The following is a 13,533-nucleotide window of genomic DNA, read 5'->3' as shown; positions in this document are numbered from 1 at the left end:
TACGGGTGTTGGAAAAGATGCCCGGCTTCAGAGCCTGTCGTCGTAATCGGAAACCAGCAGGTGCAGCGGCGGCGCGTCCTCCTCGATGGTGGAAAAGCGACCGATCTCCATCTCGAAGATATTGTCGGTGAGATCGTCATTCACCGTCGAGACCTCGCCCACCAGCACATCGCTGCCCTCGCCCCAGAATGCATGCCAGGTAGTGGGGAAAAGCGTCACCGATTCACCGGGATCGAGCTTCAGATGCCCGCCGGGCGGCAGGGTGCGGTCGATGCCGTCGCACATCACCGTCACCGGCGCGTGCCGGTCGATCCCGCCCTCCGGCGTGGCCGCGTGCAGCTCCAGCACCAGCGTGCCGCCGCCGCGATTGATGATGTCCTCGACCTTGAGATCGTGCCGATGATTGGGGCTGAGCTGATCGCGGCGCGAGATCATGATCTTTTCGGCGTAGAGCATGGCGCTATGCTTGCCGAGATCGTGGCTCAGCCCGTTGCGCAGCGTGAACAGGAACAGCCCCATCCGGTCGAAATCGCCGCCGCCGTAATCGGTGATGTCCCATCCCATGCGCCGGCGCTTGATCTCGGCATGATCGGTCGCGCGCAGCTCCTCCGGTGTCAGGTAGGCGAAGGGCGGCAGGCTGATCCCGTGACTGCGGATGAAGGCATCGCCTTCGCGCAGGATCTCGTTGATGCGTGAGCGTTTCACCGGCGCCTCCCTTGCGTGACCGCTGCGAGTCTATCCCGGCCCCAGCGCCTGCGGTAGGGGCCGGACGCCTCCGGCGGGCGGTATTTGGAAAGAGAAGAAGACCAAGATGGCGCGTCTTCTCTTGGGCAAATGCGCAATCCCGCCGGGAGTGGCGCCCGGGAGGTCAGAGCACGTAGCGGCTCAGATCGGCGCTGCGGGTGAGTTCGCCGAGATAGGTTTCCACGAAATCCTCGTCGACGGTGATGGTCTCGCCGCCGCGGTCGGGCGCGGTAAAGGAGAGTTCCTCGAAGACCCGCTCCATCACCGTGTAGAGCCGGCGCGCGCCGATATTCTCGATGCTCTCGTTGACCTGCGCCGCGATCTTCGCCAGCGCGTGGATGCCTTCCTCGGTGAAGGTGACGGTGACCTCTTCGGTCTGCATCAGCGCGGTGTATTGCCGGGTCAGCGCGTTGTCGGTCTCGGTCAGGATGCGGACGAAATCCTCCTCGGTCAGCGCCCGCAGATTCACCCGGATCGGCAGCCGGCCCTGAAGTTCGGGCAGCAGATCCGAGGGTTTGGCGATGTGAAAGGCGCCCGAGGCGATAAAGAGGATGTGGTCGGTCTTGACCGGCCCGTGCTTGGTCGAGACGGTGGTGCCCTCGATCAGCGGCAGCAGGTCACGCTGCACGCCCTCGCGCGAGACGTCGCCGCCCCGGGTTTCCTGCCGCGCCGCGACCTTGTCGATCTCATCGAGGAACACGATGCCGTTCTGCTCCACCGCTTCCAGCGCCGCCGCCTTCACCGCCTCGTCGTCCAGGAGCTTGTCGGCCTCTTCCTGGATCAGCACCTCATAGCTCTGCGCCACGGTCATCTTCTTGCGCGCGGTACGCCCGCCAAAGGCCTTTCCGAAGAGATCGGAGAGATTCATCATCCCCATGTTCTGGCCCGGCTGGCCGGGGACCTCCATCATCGGGAAGGGGCTGGCGGTCTCGGCCACGTCGAGCTCGATCTCGGTGTCGTCGAGCTCGCCGTCCCGCAGTTTCTTGCGGAACATCTCGCGGGTGGCGTCGCGCGCGTCGGTGCCTGCAATGGCCTCGATCACCCGGTCCTCGGCGGCCTTGTGGGCGGCGGCCTTGACCTCTTCGCGCATCTGTTCGCGGACCATGGCGATGGCACCGTCGACCAGATCGCGGATGATCTGCTCCACGTCGCGCCCGACATAGCCGACCTCGGTGAACTTGGTGGCCTCGACCTTGATGAAGGGCGCCTTCGCCAGCTTGGCGAGCCGGCGCGAGATCTCGGTCTTGCCGACGCCGGTGGGGCCGATCATCAGGATGTTCTTGGGGTAGACCTCGTCGCGCAGATCCTCGGAGAGCTGCTTGCGCCGCCAGCGATTGCGCAGGGCGACGGCGACGGCGCGCTTGGCGTCCTTCTGGCCGATGATGAATCGGTCGAGTTCCGAGACGATTTCGCGGGGGGTCAGATCTGTCATTTCGGTCCTGTCCTTGCGCGGCCGGGGCGGCCTGCCGTTGCGGGTCACATATACATCGCAGCCCGGAATCCAAGCCTCAACGCGGAACCGGCGATACGGTTGCGGCGTTGCCCATCCGTCATGCAAACCGCCGCTCTCCCCGATGCCGGGCCCGTTTCCGATGCAGAAGCCGCCGCCTCCGATGAGACCGGCGGCGTGCTGCTTGTGGTCAATCCCGGCTCCGGGCGCAATGCCCGCGACCGCGCCGCCATCGACGCGGTGCAGGAGGCGCTGGGCGCCACGCTCTGCCCGTTCCGCTCGCCTGAACAGCTCGGCGAGACGCTGCGCCGGGCGAGCCCCGCGATGGTCGTCTCCGCCGGCGGCGACGGCACCGCCATGGCGACGGCCTCGGCGCTGATTGGCACGGGCATTCCGCTGGGTGTGCTGCCCATGGGCACCTTCAACTATTTCGTTCGCGGGCTCGGCTTTGACGAAGATCCGCTGACCGCCGCAAGGCAGATCCTCGCGGGGCATGCCGTCGAGCAGCGGGTCGCCACGGTGAACGGGCAGGTCTTTCTCAACAATGCCAGCCTCGGGATCTACCCGGCGATTCTGAAGGAACGCGAGACGGTCTATGCCCGCTGGGGCCGCCGCCGCCTGATGGCGCATTGGTCGGTGGTGCGCAGCTTTCTGCGCTTTCGCAAGCCGATGCGGGTGACGCTGGATATGGGCGAGGTGCAGGAGACCCGCCGCACGCCGCTGGTCTTTGTCGGCCGGTCGGCCTTTCAGCTCGAACGCTTCGGGCTGGCGGGCGGTGACGCCATCGAGGAAGGCGGCTTTGCGGTGCTGGTGGTGCGGGGCGAGACGCGGCGCGATCTCTTTCGCATGAGCGCGCGGCTTGCCACGCGGGTGGCGGCGGAGGGTGAGGATTACGACCTCTACCGCTGCGACCGGCTGACCGTCGAGCGGCCCAAGGGGCGCCGCTCGCTGGTGGCCTTCGACGGTGAAAAACGCATGATGGCCGGGCCGCTGCACTTCGAGATGTCGGAGGCGCCGCTGACCCTGATGCTGCCGGGAGACCCCGAAGCGTGACCCGCGTCCTGCACCTGTCCGATCTGCATTACGGCCGGGAGCGTGCCGGGCTGGAAGAGGCTCTGTTATCGGCCATCGACCGGCTCGATCCCGATCTCGTCGCGATCTCCGGCGATTTCACCCAGCGCGCCCGGGTGTCGCAATTTGCCCGCGCCCGCGGCTTTCTCGACCGGCTGACGCAGCCCTGGCTGGCGGTGCCGGGTAATCATGACACGCCGCTCGACAATCTCTGGGTCCGTATGTTCGCGCCCTGGAAACGCTATCGCAGGGCGATCTCACCCGAGCTTGAGCCGCGTCACGAGACCGAAAATATGGTGGTGGTCGGCGTGAACACGGTGAATCGCTTCGCCTGGCAGCGCGGACGACTTTCCGAGCGGCGGATCGAGCGCGCCTGCGCCGGGTTTGCCGAGGCCGGCGAGAGGGCGCGGATCGTCGTGCTGCACCATCCGCTTCAGCACGGGCCGGAGGTCGAGAAGCGGCTGATGCGCGGCGCGGGCGCGGCCCTGCGGCGCTTTGCCGATTGCGGCGCGCAGATCGTGCTCTCGGGCCACCTGCACCAGACCGTCGTGGCGCCGTTCCGGGCGCATCCGGGTCTGTTATTCGTGCAGGCGGGCACCGGGCTGTCGGACAGGCTGCGCGGCGGCGAGCGCAACACCTTCAACCTGCTGACGCTTTCGGGCCCCCGGGTCTCGGTCGAGACCTGGGGGCTGGAGGGCGCGGGTTTCGACCTTATCGGGACAAAGCGCTATCTGCGCGACGGGGACCGCTGGGAGCGGCTGCCGGACGCCGAGGTTCAGGCGCCCGAGATGGTCTCCACCGTCAGGTTTCCGTTGGTGTAGACGCAGATATCGGCGGCGATGGCCATGGCGCGGCGGGCGATCTCTTCGGCCGAGCGGTCGGTGTCCATCATGCCGCGCGCGGCGGCCAGCGCGAAATTGCCGCCCGAGCCGATGGCGGCGATGTCATGCTCGGGTTCGAGCACGTCGCCGGCGCCGGTGATCACGTAAAGCTCGTGCCCGTCGGTGACGATCAGCATGGCTTCGAGCTTTTGCAGGTACTTGTCGGTGCGCCAGTCCTTGGCGAGCTCGACGCAGGCGCGTTGCAACTGGCCGGGGGTCTTTTCCAGCTTGGCTTCCAGCCGCTCCAGCAGGGTAAATGCGTCGGCGGTCGAGCCGGCAAAGCCGCAGACCACGTCCGAGCCGCCGGGCGACAGCCGCCGCACCTTGCGCGCGCTGCCCTTGATCACGGTCTGGCCCAGACTCACCTGTCCGTCGCCCGCAACCACCACCTGCCCGCCCTTGCGGACGCCGATGATCGTGGTGCCGTGCCAGCCGGGGAACTCCTGATCGGCCATGGTCGTCGTCTCCTTTTCGTGCTTGCCGCCATATGGGGGCTGGACATTGCCGCCACAAGGCGTTGCCCTCCGGGGACATAGAGCAGGGACGCGCGGATGGAAATGCAAGAGGCCGATCTTGGCCGCGCCGCTTGGGCGCTGTGGCCGGCGCTCGCGGCGCAGATGGGCGAGGATCCCGGCGCGTGGCACGCGGCGCCGCTCGCCCGGCGCGAGGATGCGCGGGTGGCCACGGTGCTGCTGCGGCTCGACGGGCCGGACGGGCGGGTGCTGGTGCTGAAGCATCAGCGGCGCCCGGAGGACGGTTTCGCCGAGGCGATGTCGGCGCATCTGGAGGCGATGGAGGCCTATCCGCAGGGCGTACCGGCGCTGCATGCGCTGGATGTCGAGGCCCGCGCCTGCGCGATGGATCTGGCGCCGGGCCAGCCGCTATCGGTGATGCTGGAGGGGACGCCGCCGGAGGTGCAGGCCGGGCTGCTGCGGCGGGCGGGCGCCTGGCTCGACGGCTACCACCGGGCGACCCTGGGCGAGGCGCGGGTGTTTCAGCCGAAATTTACCCTGCGCTATCTCGACACGGTGCGGGGCGAGGTGCTGGACGAGACGCGCGAGGTTGCGCAGAAAGAGCAGTTTCTGGCCTGTATAGAGACGGTTTTTGTCATCGCCGCGCGCTATGAGGGGCGGCAGACCGTGACCGCGCGCACCCATGGCGATCTGCATCTGCGCAACCTGCTGCTGGATGGGGCGGGCTGTCTTGGGATCGATTTCGCCGCGGGCGGCGTTGTGCCAGTAGGACACGACATCGCGCGGCTGCTGACCGACTACGCCATCCTGCACGCGCCGCAGGAAAGGATCGCTTCGGGCGAGGTGCTGCCGGATTTTGCGCGGGAGGCGTTTTTCGAGGGCTATCGTCTGGTCGGGCCGGACGATCCTTCGGTGGGGTTGCTGCTGCGCAACCGGGTGCTCGCGGAATGGTGGGGGCTGCCGGCCCGCGACGCGGCTCGTAGCGCTGCGCAAGCCCGGCGCTTCGCCCGGCTCATGGCTTTGGTGGAGCGTGTGTTTGGTTGAAAGGAGGGCAGGATGGACGAATCCCTGCTGAACCGTCTGAAAGCCCGCGCGGTGGAGTATCCGCCGGGCGAGTTTCACTTCCCGGAGCTTTACGGGCGCGACTGGAACGCGCTCTGGATTGGCGACAAGGTCCGCATCGGACGTGAGTTTCTGAACGCGGTGCGGGCCGGCAAACTGCCGGGCATCGAAGATACCGCGCGAAAGGCCGGCGGCGGGCGCATCTATCGCAAACTTTGACGCCCGCACCCCTCGGCGGGTCAGGGGTGCGTCAGTGCTGTGGTGAGCGAAAGCGCATCATCATGGCGCGCAGGATCTGGCCGGGCAAGATCGCCAAACACTTCGCATAGCGCGGACCGAGGCGCCGGGGACTGTTCGAGGCGCGCCAGAGCCACTCTACCGCAAAGCGCCGGGCCCATCCGGGCGCGCGCCGTTGCGTTCCGGCAAAGAAATCCAGCCCCGCGCCGATGCAGGCAAACCCGATCTGAGGGGCTTTGCGTCGCCCGGCGGCGGCGAACATCTCCTGTTTCGGGGCACCCAGCGCGACAAAGCACAGCCCGGCACCCGCGGCGGTCAGCCGGGCAAAGATCGCATCGGCGGCGTCGCTGTCCGACTCGAACCCCATGGGCGGGGCGATGATGATGGAAACCTCCAGGTCACGGACCTCGCGTTCGAGATAGCTCTTGGCGGCGGCAAGAGAGGGCTCGGTGCTGCCGACCAGCGCAACGCTGACGCCGTGTTTCGCGGCGATCCGTGCCAGCGGCAGGATCGCGTCGGATCCGGGAATCAACTCGACCGGGCGGCCGGCCAGCTGTGACATCCAGACAATCGGGTTGCCGTCGGCGACGACGAAATCCTGAGCGGCATAGGCGCGCCGGAAGCTCTGCGAGGCGCGCAGCTTGACCAGATGATCGAGATTGATCGTCGCGAGCGCGAAACCCTGCCGCTGTGCCAGACGCTCCGCAACCCGGGCCTGAAGAGCTGCCCAGGTCGGAACGTTTACCGAGATCCGCTCGCCAGCGATGCTGAAATCCATTACTCGTTGCTTCCCTCAACGCCCCGAGCAGGGTCATAGCGCAAAATCGTGGCAAACGGAGGAGCGTCCGAGTCCGATTTCCGGTGAACCGTGTCCCAGGAGCCTCAATTTCGGACGATTTCCGCCAAAATAGGGCTGACGCGAACGATCGAGCCGGTCTGCCGAATTATGGTCAAAATTGTCTGATGAAGCAAAGTTAACCGGCAGGTTCTGGATTCGCGAGTAGAAGCAACATGGTCATCCTTCCCTTCCCCCGCGCTTGCGGGCGACATACGATTTTGCGCATCGCGCGGAGGTGGAGCTGATGCACAAGATTTCGATAATTGGCTGCGGTTTTGTCGCCGATCTCTACCTGCGGTCCCTTCAGGCGATGGATGGAATCGAAGTTGCCGGCGTGTTTGACCGCGATGCCGCGCGGCTGGATAAGTTCTGTGCGCATTGGGGGCTGCCGGCCAAGAATTCACTGGCGCAACTGCTGGCGGAAGCGCCGCAGGGCGGTATCATCCTCAATCTCACCAACCCGTCTTCGCACTACGAGTTGAACCGAGCCTGTCTTGAAGCCGGCCACCATGTCTATTGCGAGAAACCTCTTGCCTTGCAGATGCCCGATGCAAAGGAGCTGCATGCGTTGGCTGAGGCGCGAGGGCTCATGCTGGCATCCGCACCTTGTTCTGTCCTCGGCGAGACCGCCCAGACACTCGGCCACGCCCTGCGCAAGGGAACAGCCGGCACACCGCGCGCGGTCTATGCCGAGCTTGACGATAGTTTTATTCCTCAGGCCTCCTACAAGAAATGGTTCAGCGAGAGCGGCGCGCCCTGGCCCTACGAGGACGAGTTTCGCGTCGGTTGTACATTGGAACATGCGGGCTACTACCTGACCTGGTTGATCTCGTGGTTCGGGTCGGTCCGCACCGTTGTGGCCGCCAGCGCCGAGACGATCCCAGACAAGACCGGCACCGGATCGATGGCACCGGATCTTTCGGTTGCGACCCTGTTCTTCGAAAACGGTCCGGTCACCCGGCTGACCTGTTCAATCGTGGCATCGCATAACCACACTATCCGGATTTTCGGGGACGGCGGCGTGCTCATGTGTGATGCGGCTTGGGACAACAGCGCCAAGGTGCGGTTCGCAAGGCGGGTGACGATCCGGCGTCGGCTGATCGAAAACCCCTTTCCGCGCCGTATCCGGCTGGGTGGCACCACACACCCAAAGGTCAAGCGCTGGGGCGCGGCGGCGATGAATTTCATGCTGGGTCCGGCAGAAATGCTCGCGGCGCTGGAGGAGGGTCGCCCCTGCCGGCTTTCGGCGGATTTTGCGCTGCACCTGACCGAGGTCACGCTGGCGATTCAGAATGCCGGCGAGACCACCGGCGCGCAGGTCATGACGACCCGTTGCGACCCCTTGGAGCCGATGCCGTGGGCGAAGTGAAGCGCGTGCTGATCACAGGCGCGGGCGGCTTCATCGGGCTTGCCTGTGTGGCCGCCGCTCTCGCCCGCGGGATCGAGGTTGTGGCGGTGGTGCGTGGGTCCGCTCCGCCACCGGCGCAAAGGTTGACACTGCTGCGTTGCGATCTCTCGGACCCGGCCTCGGTGCCGGATCTTTCCGACGCTCTGCGCGGCTGCGACGCGGCGATCCATGCGGCGGCGCATGTGGGCGACGATGCCGAGGCGGCCCGGCGCGACACGCTCGCTGCCACAAGGCACCTGCTGGAAGCGATGCCGGAGGCTATGCCGCTGGTGCTGGTCAGTTCCATCACCGTCTATGACACCGACCGTGCTGCGCCTGGCTCTGTCATCGACGAATCCGCACCGCTCTTTGCCGAAGGGGCGGCGCCGAGTGGCTATGCCAATGCCAAGCTGGCGCAGGAGGCGTTGGCCCGCGCCCGGGGCGGGCCGCTCTGGCTGATGCGCCTGGGTGCGGTCTGGGGCGCCGGCCGCACATGGCACGCGCTGAACGGTGTCGATGCCGGGCCGCTGCATCTGACACTCGCGTCCGAGGGCGAACTGCCGTTGACCAATGTCACGCAGGTGGCGCAGGCGCTGGTCGCGGCGGCGCGGTCGGACCCGGAAGGCATCCGCGCCCTGAATGTCATCGACGACGACCGCCCCACGCGATCCCGCTGTGTGCGGGCTCATCGCGCGGCGACCGGCTGGCCGCGCCTCGCGCTGCCGGTGCCGTGGCGTATCTGGCTGACGCTGACCCGCGCGGTGTCGCCACTGGCGCCCCGTCTGCCCGGACTTCTGCGCGAGCCGGTCCTGCGTGCCCGCATCATGCCTCTGCGCTGGCCCAACACGGCGCTGCGGGCAGCGCTTGGAGGCCAGGATGCGGCAGGCTACGAGCAGATGCTGAAACTCAGCACGAGGGGTGCCGAATGAGCCTGCCGAAACTCGCCTATCTGACCGGGGAATATCCTCGCGCCTCCGATACCTTCATCCAGCGCGAGGTGGCGGCGCTGCGCGCGCTTGGCCACGAGGTGCTGACCTGCTCGATCCGCACCACCGGGGACGAGCATCTGGTCGGCCCGGAGCAGCGCGAGGAGCATGCCCGTACCTTCAGGGTGCTGGATGCGGCGAAGAACCCGTTCCGCCTGATCAAGGCGCATCTGCGTTTCATGCTGCGGCCCGGGCGCTACCTCTCGGCGCTGCGGCTGGCGTGGAAGACGGCGCCGAAGGGGATCAAGGGCCGGCTCTACAACCTGATCTATTTCGCCGAAGCGGCGGTTCTGGCCGACCGGATGAAATCGCAGGGCGTGCAGCATCTGCACAATCATATCGCCAAGGCCTCCTGCACCGTGGCGATGCTGGCGAGCGCGCTTTCGGGCATCCCCTACAGCTTCACCATCCACGGGCCGGATATCTTTTTCGAACCCGGTCACTGGCGCATCGACGAAAAGACCGCCCGCGCCACATTCGTCGCCTGCATCAGCGATTACTGCCGCTCGCAGCTCATGTGTTTCGCCGCGACCGAGCATTGGGACAAGCTGCATATCGTGCATTGCGGCATCGAACCGGAGCGCTATGAGACCGCGCAGCACAAGGGCCAGACGCTGCTGTTCGTGGGCCGGCTTGCGGGGGTGAAGGGCGTGCCGGTGCTGCTCGACGCGGTGGCGGCGCTCAGGGAGCGCTTCCCGCATCTGCGGCTGGCGCTGATCGGCGACGGGCCGGAGCGCGCGGCGCTGGAGGCGCGGGCCGAACCGCTGGGCGAGACGGTGGTGTTTCTCGGGTATCAGAGTCAGGCCGAGGTGGCCGAGGCGCTGTCGCAGAGCGATCTCTTCGTGTTGCCGAGCTTTGCCGAGGGCGTGCCGGTGGTGCTGATGGAGGCGATGGCGGCGGGTGTGCCGGTCATCGCCACGCAGATCGCCGGTATCCCCGAGCTGGTGGCGCAATGGGAAAGCGGCGTGCTGGTGCCGCCGGGCGACGTCGCGGCGCTCGCCGAGGCGATCGAGCAGATGCTGGCCAGCGCCGACCAGCGCCGGGTGATGGGCGCGGTGGGCCGCGCCACCGTCGAGGCGGAGTTCAACATCCATACCGAGGCGGCGCGGCTCTCGTCGCTTTTCACCGCCTATGCCAATGGCGAGACGCCGCCGAAACGCGAGGTGCTGGAATGAGCGCCGTCGATGTCGTGCTGATCGGCCGCAACGAGGGCGCGCGGCTGGTCGCGGCGCTGGCCTCTGTCGCCGGTGTCGCGCGGCAGGTGGTCTATGTGGACAGCGGCTCCACCGATGACAGCATCGCCGAGGCGCAAAGGGCCGGCGCCACGGTGGTCGAGCTCGACCTCTCGGTGCCCTTCACCGCCGCGCGTGCCCGCAATGCCGGGTTCGAGGCGCTGGAGGCGCCCGAGCTGGTGCAGTTCATCGACGGCGATTGCGCGCTGGTGCCGGGCTTTCTCGACGCCGCGCGGGCGCATCTTGAGGCGCATCCGAAACTCGGCATGGTGACCGGCTGGCGCTCCGAGATCCACCGCGATGCGAGCCTCTACAACCAGCTCGCCGATTTCGAATGGCGGCGACCGGCGGGCGAGATCCTCGCCTGTGGTGGCGACATGATGGTGCGGGCGGAGGCGTTCCAAGGCGTTGGCGGCTTCGACCCGACCGTGATCGCCGCCGAGGATGACGAGTTCTGCACGCGGCTGCGCAAGGCCGGCTGGGTGCTGGAGCGGATCCCGCAGGAGATGACCCGCCACGACGCCGACACCCACCGGTTCGGGCAATGGTGGACCCGCGCCGTGCGCACCGGCCATGGCTTTGCGCAGGTGGGCCATCTGCATCCCGAATATTTCGTCAGGGAACGCCGCCGCGTGCTGGTCTACGGGCTGGCGCTGCCGCTTGTCATCCTGATTGGCGCGTTTCTCTGGTGGGGCCTGCCGCTGCTGGGGCTGGCCGCCTATGCGCTGAACTACCTCCGCACCGCGCAGGGGCTGATGCGCGAGGGGCTGCCGCGCGCAGAGGCGCTCCGGCATGCCATCCTGCTGACGCTGTCGAAATTTCCCAATCTCATCGGCATGGCGACCTTTCACTGGCGCCGGCTCCGGAACGCGCAGATGCGCATCATCGAGTACAAGTGAGGGACTGATCCATGTCCGAACCCATCCGTGTCGGCCTGATCGGGGCCGGGTATATCGCCACCTGGCACGCCGACGCACTGAAGGCGACGCCCGGCGTCTCCGTCGCCGCGATCTGCGATGTTTCCGAAACCGCCGCTAAGGGCATGGCCGAGGCTTATGGCGCGCAGCCCTTCACATCGGTCGAGGCGCTGATCGAAAGCGGCATCTGCGACGCGGTGCATATCCTGACGCCGCCACATCTGCACAAGCCGCTGGCGATCCAGTGCCTTGAGGCCGGGCTGCATGTGCTGGTGGAAAAGCCCGTGGCGGAAAGCGCCGAAGACACGCGCGAGATCCTCGCCGCCGCCGAGGCGGCAGGCCGGCGCTTTCATGCCGGGCACAATTTCCTCGGGCTGCCGTCCTACGAGCGGCTGAAGGAGATGGTTCGCTCCGGCGCGCTGGGTCGCGTCTCCACCGCCGAGATCACCTATGCGCTTCCGCTCTCGCCGCTGCGCTCGGGGCCGTTCAACCTCTGGCTGCTGCGCGAGCCGAAAAACCTGCTGCTCGAGGTCGGGCCGCATCTGATGAGCTTTGCGGTGGATCTGTTCGGTACGCCCGAGATTGTCTTTGCCGAGGCGAGCAAGCCGGTGGATTTGCCCGGCGGCGATCCACGCCCGCAAGGCTTCCGCATCCTCGCCCGCGCCGGCGATGTGGAGATCGCCTTTACCGTCTCGCTGGTGGAAACGCAGGACGACCGCTCGGTGACGCTGCGCGGCTCCTCGGCGCGGGCACGGCTCGATTTCGCCTCCGACGTGCTGATCGTGGAGCGCGAGAATACCTCGGATCTGATTGTGAACCCGCTGCGCAAACAGCTCGATCTCAGCGGTCAGCATCTGCGCGAGGGAGTTCGCAACGCCTGGGCTCAGGCCAGCTCGCTTAACCAGAAGGGCCCCTATGCGCTGAGCTTCCGGGGCATGGACCGCGCGCTTTACGGCAATATGAGCGCGCCGCAGGACGCGCGGTTCAGCGGCGAAAGCGCTGTGACCGTGATGCAGGCGCTCGACGATGCGCTGGCGCTGCTGCCCGCCGACAAGCTGGCGGTGAAGGCGCCCGCCGTGCAGACCCGGCAGCCGAAGCCCACCGCCATGGTGATCGGCGGCACCGGTTTCATCGGCCGGGCGCTGACCCGGCGCCTGGTGGCCGACGGGCACGATGTGCGCGTGCTGTCGCGCGGCAAGACCGGCCCCTTCCCCGACCTGCCCGATCAGGTGGAGACCGTTGGCGTGTCGCTGCACGATCTCGACGGGCTGACCGAGGCGATGCGGGGCATCGACGTGGTCTTCAACCTCGCCAAGTCGCTGGACAAGACCTGGGCGGATGCGCTGATCAACGATGTCGGCGTGGCCACCCGCGTCGGCATGGCCTGCGAAAAGGCCGGGGTAAAGCGGCTGGTCTATACCGGCACCATCGCCAGCTACGACATGTCGAATCCGGGCCAAACCATCACCGAAGACACGCCGTTCCCCGACGACATGACCGACCGCAACCTCTATGCGCGCTCCAAGGCGGAATGCGAGCGCCAGCTCATGCGGCTGCACCGCGAGCGCGGGCTGCCGCTGACCATCGCACGGCCCGGTATCGTGGTGGGCCATGGCGGGCCGTTGCAACACTGGGGCATCGGGCGCTGGCACGGTGCCGGCGCGGTGCGCATCTGGGGACCGGGCGAGAATATCCTGCCCTTCGTGCTGATCGACGACGTGGCGGACGGGCTGGTGCGCATGGCGACCCGCACCGCGGCCATCGGCGAGAGCTTCAACCTGATCGGCGAGCCGATGATGTCGGCGCGCGGTTATTTCGAGGCAATCCATGAGGCGCTGGGCGCCAAGATCCGCGTCACCAGCGGCAATCTCACCGCCTTCTACCTGTCGGACGCGGTGAAATACGGGCTCAAGAAATACGCGCTGCGCAAGCGCGGGCTGGTGCGCCCCTCGCTCGCCGACTGGAAAAGCCGGGCGCATTTCTCGCCCTTCGTTAACGGCAAACCGAAGGAAATGCTGGACTGGGCGCCCGAGACCGACCGCGCCGCTTTTGTCGAAGAGGCCATCACCCGCGCCAATCTCATCGGCTTCTGAGCGGATGACGCAGCGCGGCGATAAGGTAAACAATGCCCCCAAATCGACCTTATTCTCGACAAATTCTTCTGGTCTAAACGGGTAAAGGTTAACAATCTCCCGCGCCGGCATGTGCCCGGGCATCGTAATTCGAGCAGGCAGATGCAGATGATCGCGTTTATG

At 66.8% G+C, this 13,533-nt stretch carries 13 protein-coding genes; 9 read left to right on the top strand and 4 right to left on the bottom strand.

Annotated features, from left to right (window positions below):
• Positions 1-27: 27 nt before the first annotated feature.
• Entirely contained in the window at positions 28-705 is a 678-nt protein-coding gene (locus I6N89_RS01930) for a D-lyxose/D-mannose family sugar isomerase (RefSeq protein ID WP_207016537.1), read from the bottom strand.
• A gap of 163 nt (positions 706-868) precedes the next feature.
• The gene (gene hslU, locus I6N89_RS01925) at positions 869-2,176 is read right to left on the bottom strand and encodes an ATP-dependent protease ATPase subunit HslU (RefSeq protein WP_076698941.1); all 1,308 of its coding nucleotides are present in this window, start codon (positions 2,174-2,176) and stop codon (positions 869-871) included.
• A gap of 120 nt (positions 2,177-2,296) precedes the next feature.
• Between hslU and I6N89_RS01920 the strand changes: the two genes are divergently transcribed.
• A complete protein-coding gene (locus tag I6N89_RS01920) occupies positions 2,297-3,247 on the top strand; it encodes a diacylglycerol/lipid kinase family protein (RefSeq protein WP_207016536.1) in 951 nt (316 codons plus the stop codon).
• On the top strand, positions 3,244-4,086 hold the full coding sequence (locus tag I6N89_RS01915) for a metallophosphoesterase family protein (protein WP_207016535.1): 843 nt from the start codon (positions 3,244-3,246) through the stop codon (positions 4,084-4,086). Before I6N89_RS01920 ends, I6N89_RS01915 begins: the two co-directional genes overlap by 4 nt.
• Here I6N89_RS01915 and hslV read toward each other — a convergent pair.
• Positions 4,041-4,601, bottom strand: a complete 561-nt coding sequence (hslV, locus tag I6N89_RS01910) for an ATP-dependent protease subunit HslV (protein ID WP_076698935.1) — start codon at positions 4,599-4,601, stop codon at positions 4,041-4,043. The two genes, I6N89_RS01915 and hslV, sit on opposite strands and share 46 nt — an antisense overlap.
• Positions 4,602-4,697: 96 nt before the next feature.
• Between hslV and I6N89_RS01905 the strand changes: the two genes are divergently transcribed.
• Positions 4,698-5,663, top strand: coding sequence for a phosphotransferase (locus tag I6N89_RS01905; RefSeq protein WP_207016534.1), 966 nt, complete (start codon positions 4,698-4,700; stop codon positions 5,661-5,663).
• Positions 5,664-5,675: 12 nt separating this feature from the next.
• Positions 5,676-5,900, top strand: coding sequence for a DUF1413 domain-containing protein (locus I6N89_RS01900; RefSeq protein WP_207016533.1), 225 nt, complete (start codon positions 5,676-5,678; stop codon positions 5,898-5,900).
• Between the two features lie 31 nt (positions 5,901-5,931).
• On the opposite strand, the gene I6N89_RS01895 is transcribed toward I6N89_RS01900, so the two are convergent.
• Positions 5,932-6,696 (bottom strand): WecB/TagA/CpsF family glycosyltransferase, encoded by a 765-nt coding sequence (locus I6N89_RS01895; RefSeq protein WP_207016532.1) that lies wholly within the window; start codon positions 6,694-6,696, stop codon positions 5,932-5,934.
• 304 nt (positions 6,697-7,000) lie between these two features.
• Between I6N89_RS01895 and I6N89_RS01890 the strand changes: the two genes are divergently transcribed.
• Genes I6N89_RS01890 through I6N89_RS01870 form a run of 5 tightly spaced genes read left to right on the top strand, consistent with a single transcriptional unit; the run spans position 7,001 to position 13,371 of the window.
• Complete coding sequence (locus I6N89_RS01890; protein ID WP_207016531.1) at positions 7,001-8,125, top strand: Gfo/Idh/MocA family protein; 1,125 nt, start codon at positions 7,001-7,003, stop codon at positions 8,123-8,125.
• Positions 8,113-9,072: an NAD-dependent epimerase/dehydratase family protein gene (locus tag I6N89_RS01885; RefSeq protein WP_207016530.1), complete on the top strand. Its 960-nt coding sequence runs from the start codon at positions 8,113-8,115 to the stop codon at positions 9,070-9,072. Before I6N89_RS01890 ends, I6N89_RS01885 begins: the two co-directional genes overlap by 13 nt.
• Positions 9,069-10,304 (top strand): glycosyltransferase family 4 protein, encoded by a 1,236-nt coding sequence (locus I6N89_RS01880; protein WP_207016529.1) that lies wholly within the window; start codon positions 9,069-9,071, stop codon positions 10,302-10,304. The genes I6N89_RS01885 and I6N89_RS01880 overlap by 4 nt, the downstream gene beginning before the upstream one ends.
• Positions 10,301-11,260, top strand: a complete 960-nt coding sequence (locus tag I6N89_RS01875) for a glycosyltransferase (RefSeq protein ID WP_207016528.1) — start codon at positions 10,301-10,303, stop codon at positions 11,258-11,260. The genes I6N89_RS01880 and I6N89_RS01875 overlap by 4 nt, the downstream gene beginning before the upstream one ends.
• A gap of 11 nt (positions 11,261-11,271) precedes the next feature.
• The gene (locus I6N89_RS01870; RefSeq protein WP_207016527.1) at positions 11,272-13,371 is read left to right on the top strand and encodes an NAD-dependent epimerase/dehydratase family protein; all 2,100 of its coding nucleotides are present in this window, start codon (positions 11,272-11,274) and stop codon (positions 13,369-13,371) included.
• The last annotated feature ends 162 nt before the right edge of the window (positions 13,372-13,533 follow it).

It is taken from the genome of Salipiger abyssi (genome assembly GCF_017311415.1).
Classification (GTDB): Bacteria; Pseudomonadota; Alphaproteobacteria; order Rhodobacterales; family Rhodobacteraceae; genus Salipiger; species Salipiger abyssi_A.
Note: the sequence above shows the minus strand (reverse complement) of the source record. Positions and strands in the feature narration are given on the sequence as shown.

What these genes read in the sequence shown, in the direction of transcription:
- hslU (WP_076698941.1), bottom strand. Translation starts at nt 2,176, where the DNA reads ATGACAGATCTGACCCCCCGCGAAATCGTCTCGGAACTCGACCGATTC.
- I6N89_RS01920 (WP_207016536.1), top strand. Translation starts at nt 2,297, where the DNA reads ATGCAAACCGCCGCTCTCCCCGATGCCGGGCCCGTTTCCGATGCAGAA.
- hslV (WP_076698935.1), bottom strand. Translation starts at nt 4,601, where the DNA reads ATGGCCGATCAGGAGTTCCCCGGCTGGCACGGCACCACGATCATCGGC.
- I6N89_RS01905 (WP_207016534.1), top strand. Translation starts at nt 4,698, where the DNA reads ATGGAAATGCAAGAGGCCGATCTTGGCCGCGCCGCTTGGGCGCTGTGG.
- I6N89_RS01900 (WP_207016533.1), top strand. Translation starts at nt 5,676, where the DNA reads ATGGACGAATCCCTGCTGAACCGTCTGAAAGCCCGCGCGGTGGAGTAT.
- I6N89_RS01895 (WP_207016532.1), bottom strand. Translation starts at nt 6,696, where the DNA reads ATGGATTTCAGCATCGCTGGCGAGCGGATCTCGGTAAACGTTCCGACC.
- I6N89_RS01890 (WP_207016531.1), top strand. Translation starts at nt 7,001, where the DNA reads ATGCACAAGATTTCGATAATTGGCTGCGGTTTTGTCGCCGATCTCTAC.
- I6N89_RS01880 (WP_207016529.1), top strand. Translation starts at nt 9,069, where the DNA reads ATGAGCCTGCCGAAACTCGCCTATCTGACCGGGGAATATCCTCGCGCC.
- I6N89_RS01875 (WP_207016528.1), top strand. Translation starts at nt 10,301, where the DNA reads ATGAGCGCCGTCGATGTCGTGCTGATCGGCCGCAACGAGGGCGCGCGG.
- I6N89_RS01870 (WP_207016527.1), top strand. Translation starts at nt 11,272, where the DNA reads ATGTCCGAACCCATCCGTGTCGGCCTGATCGGGGCCGGGTATATCGCC.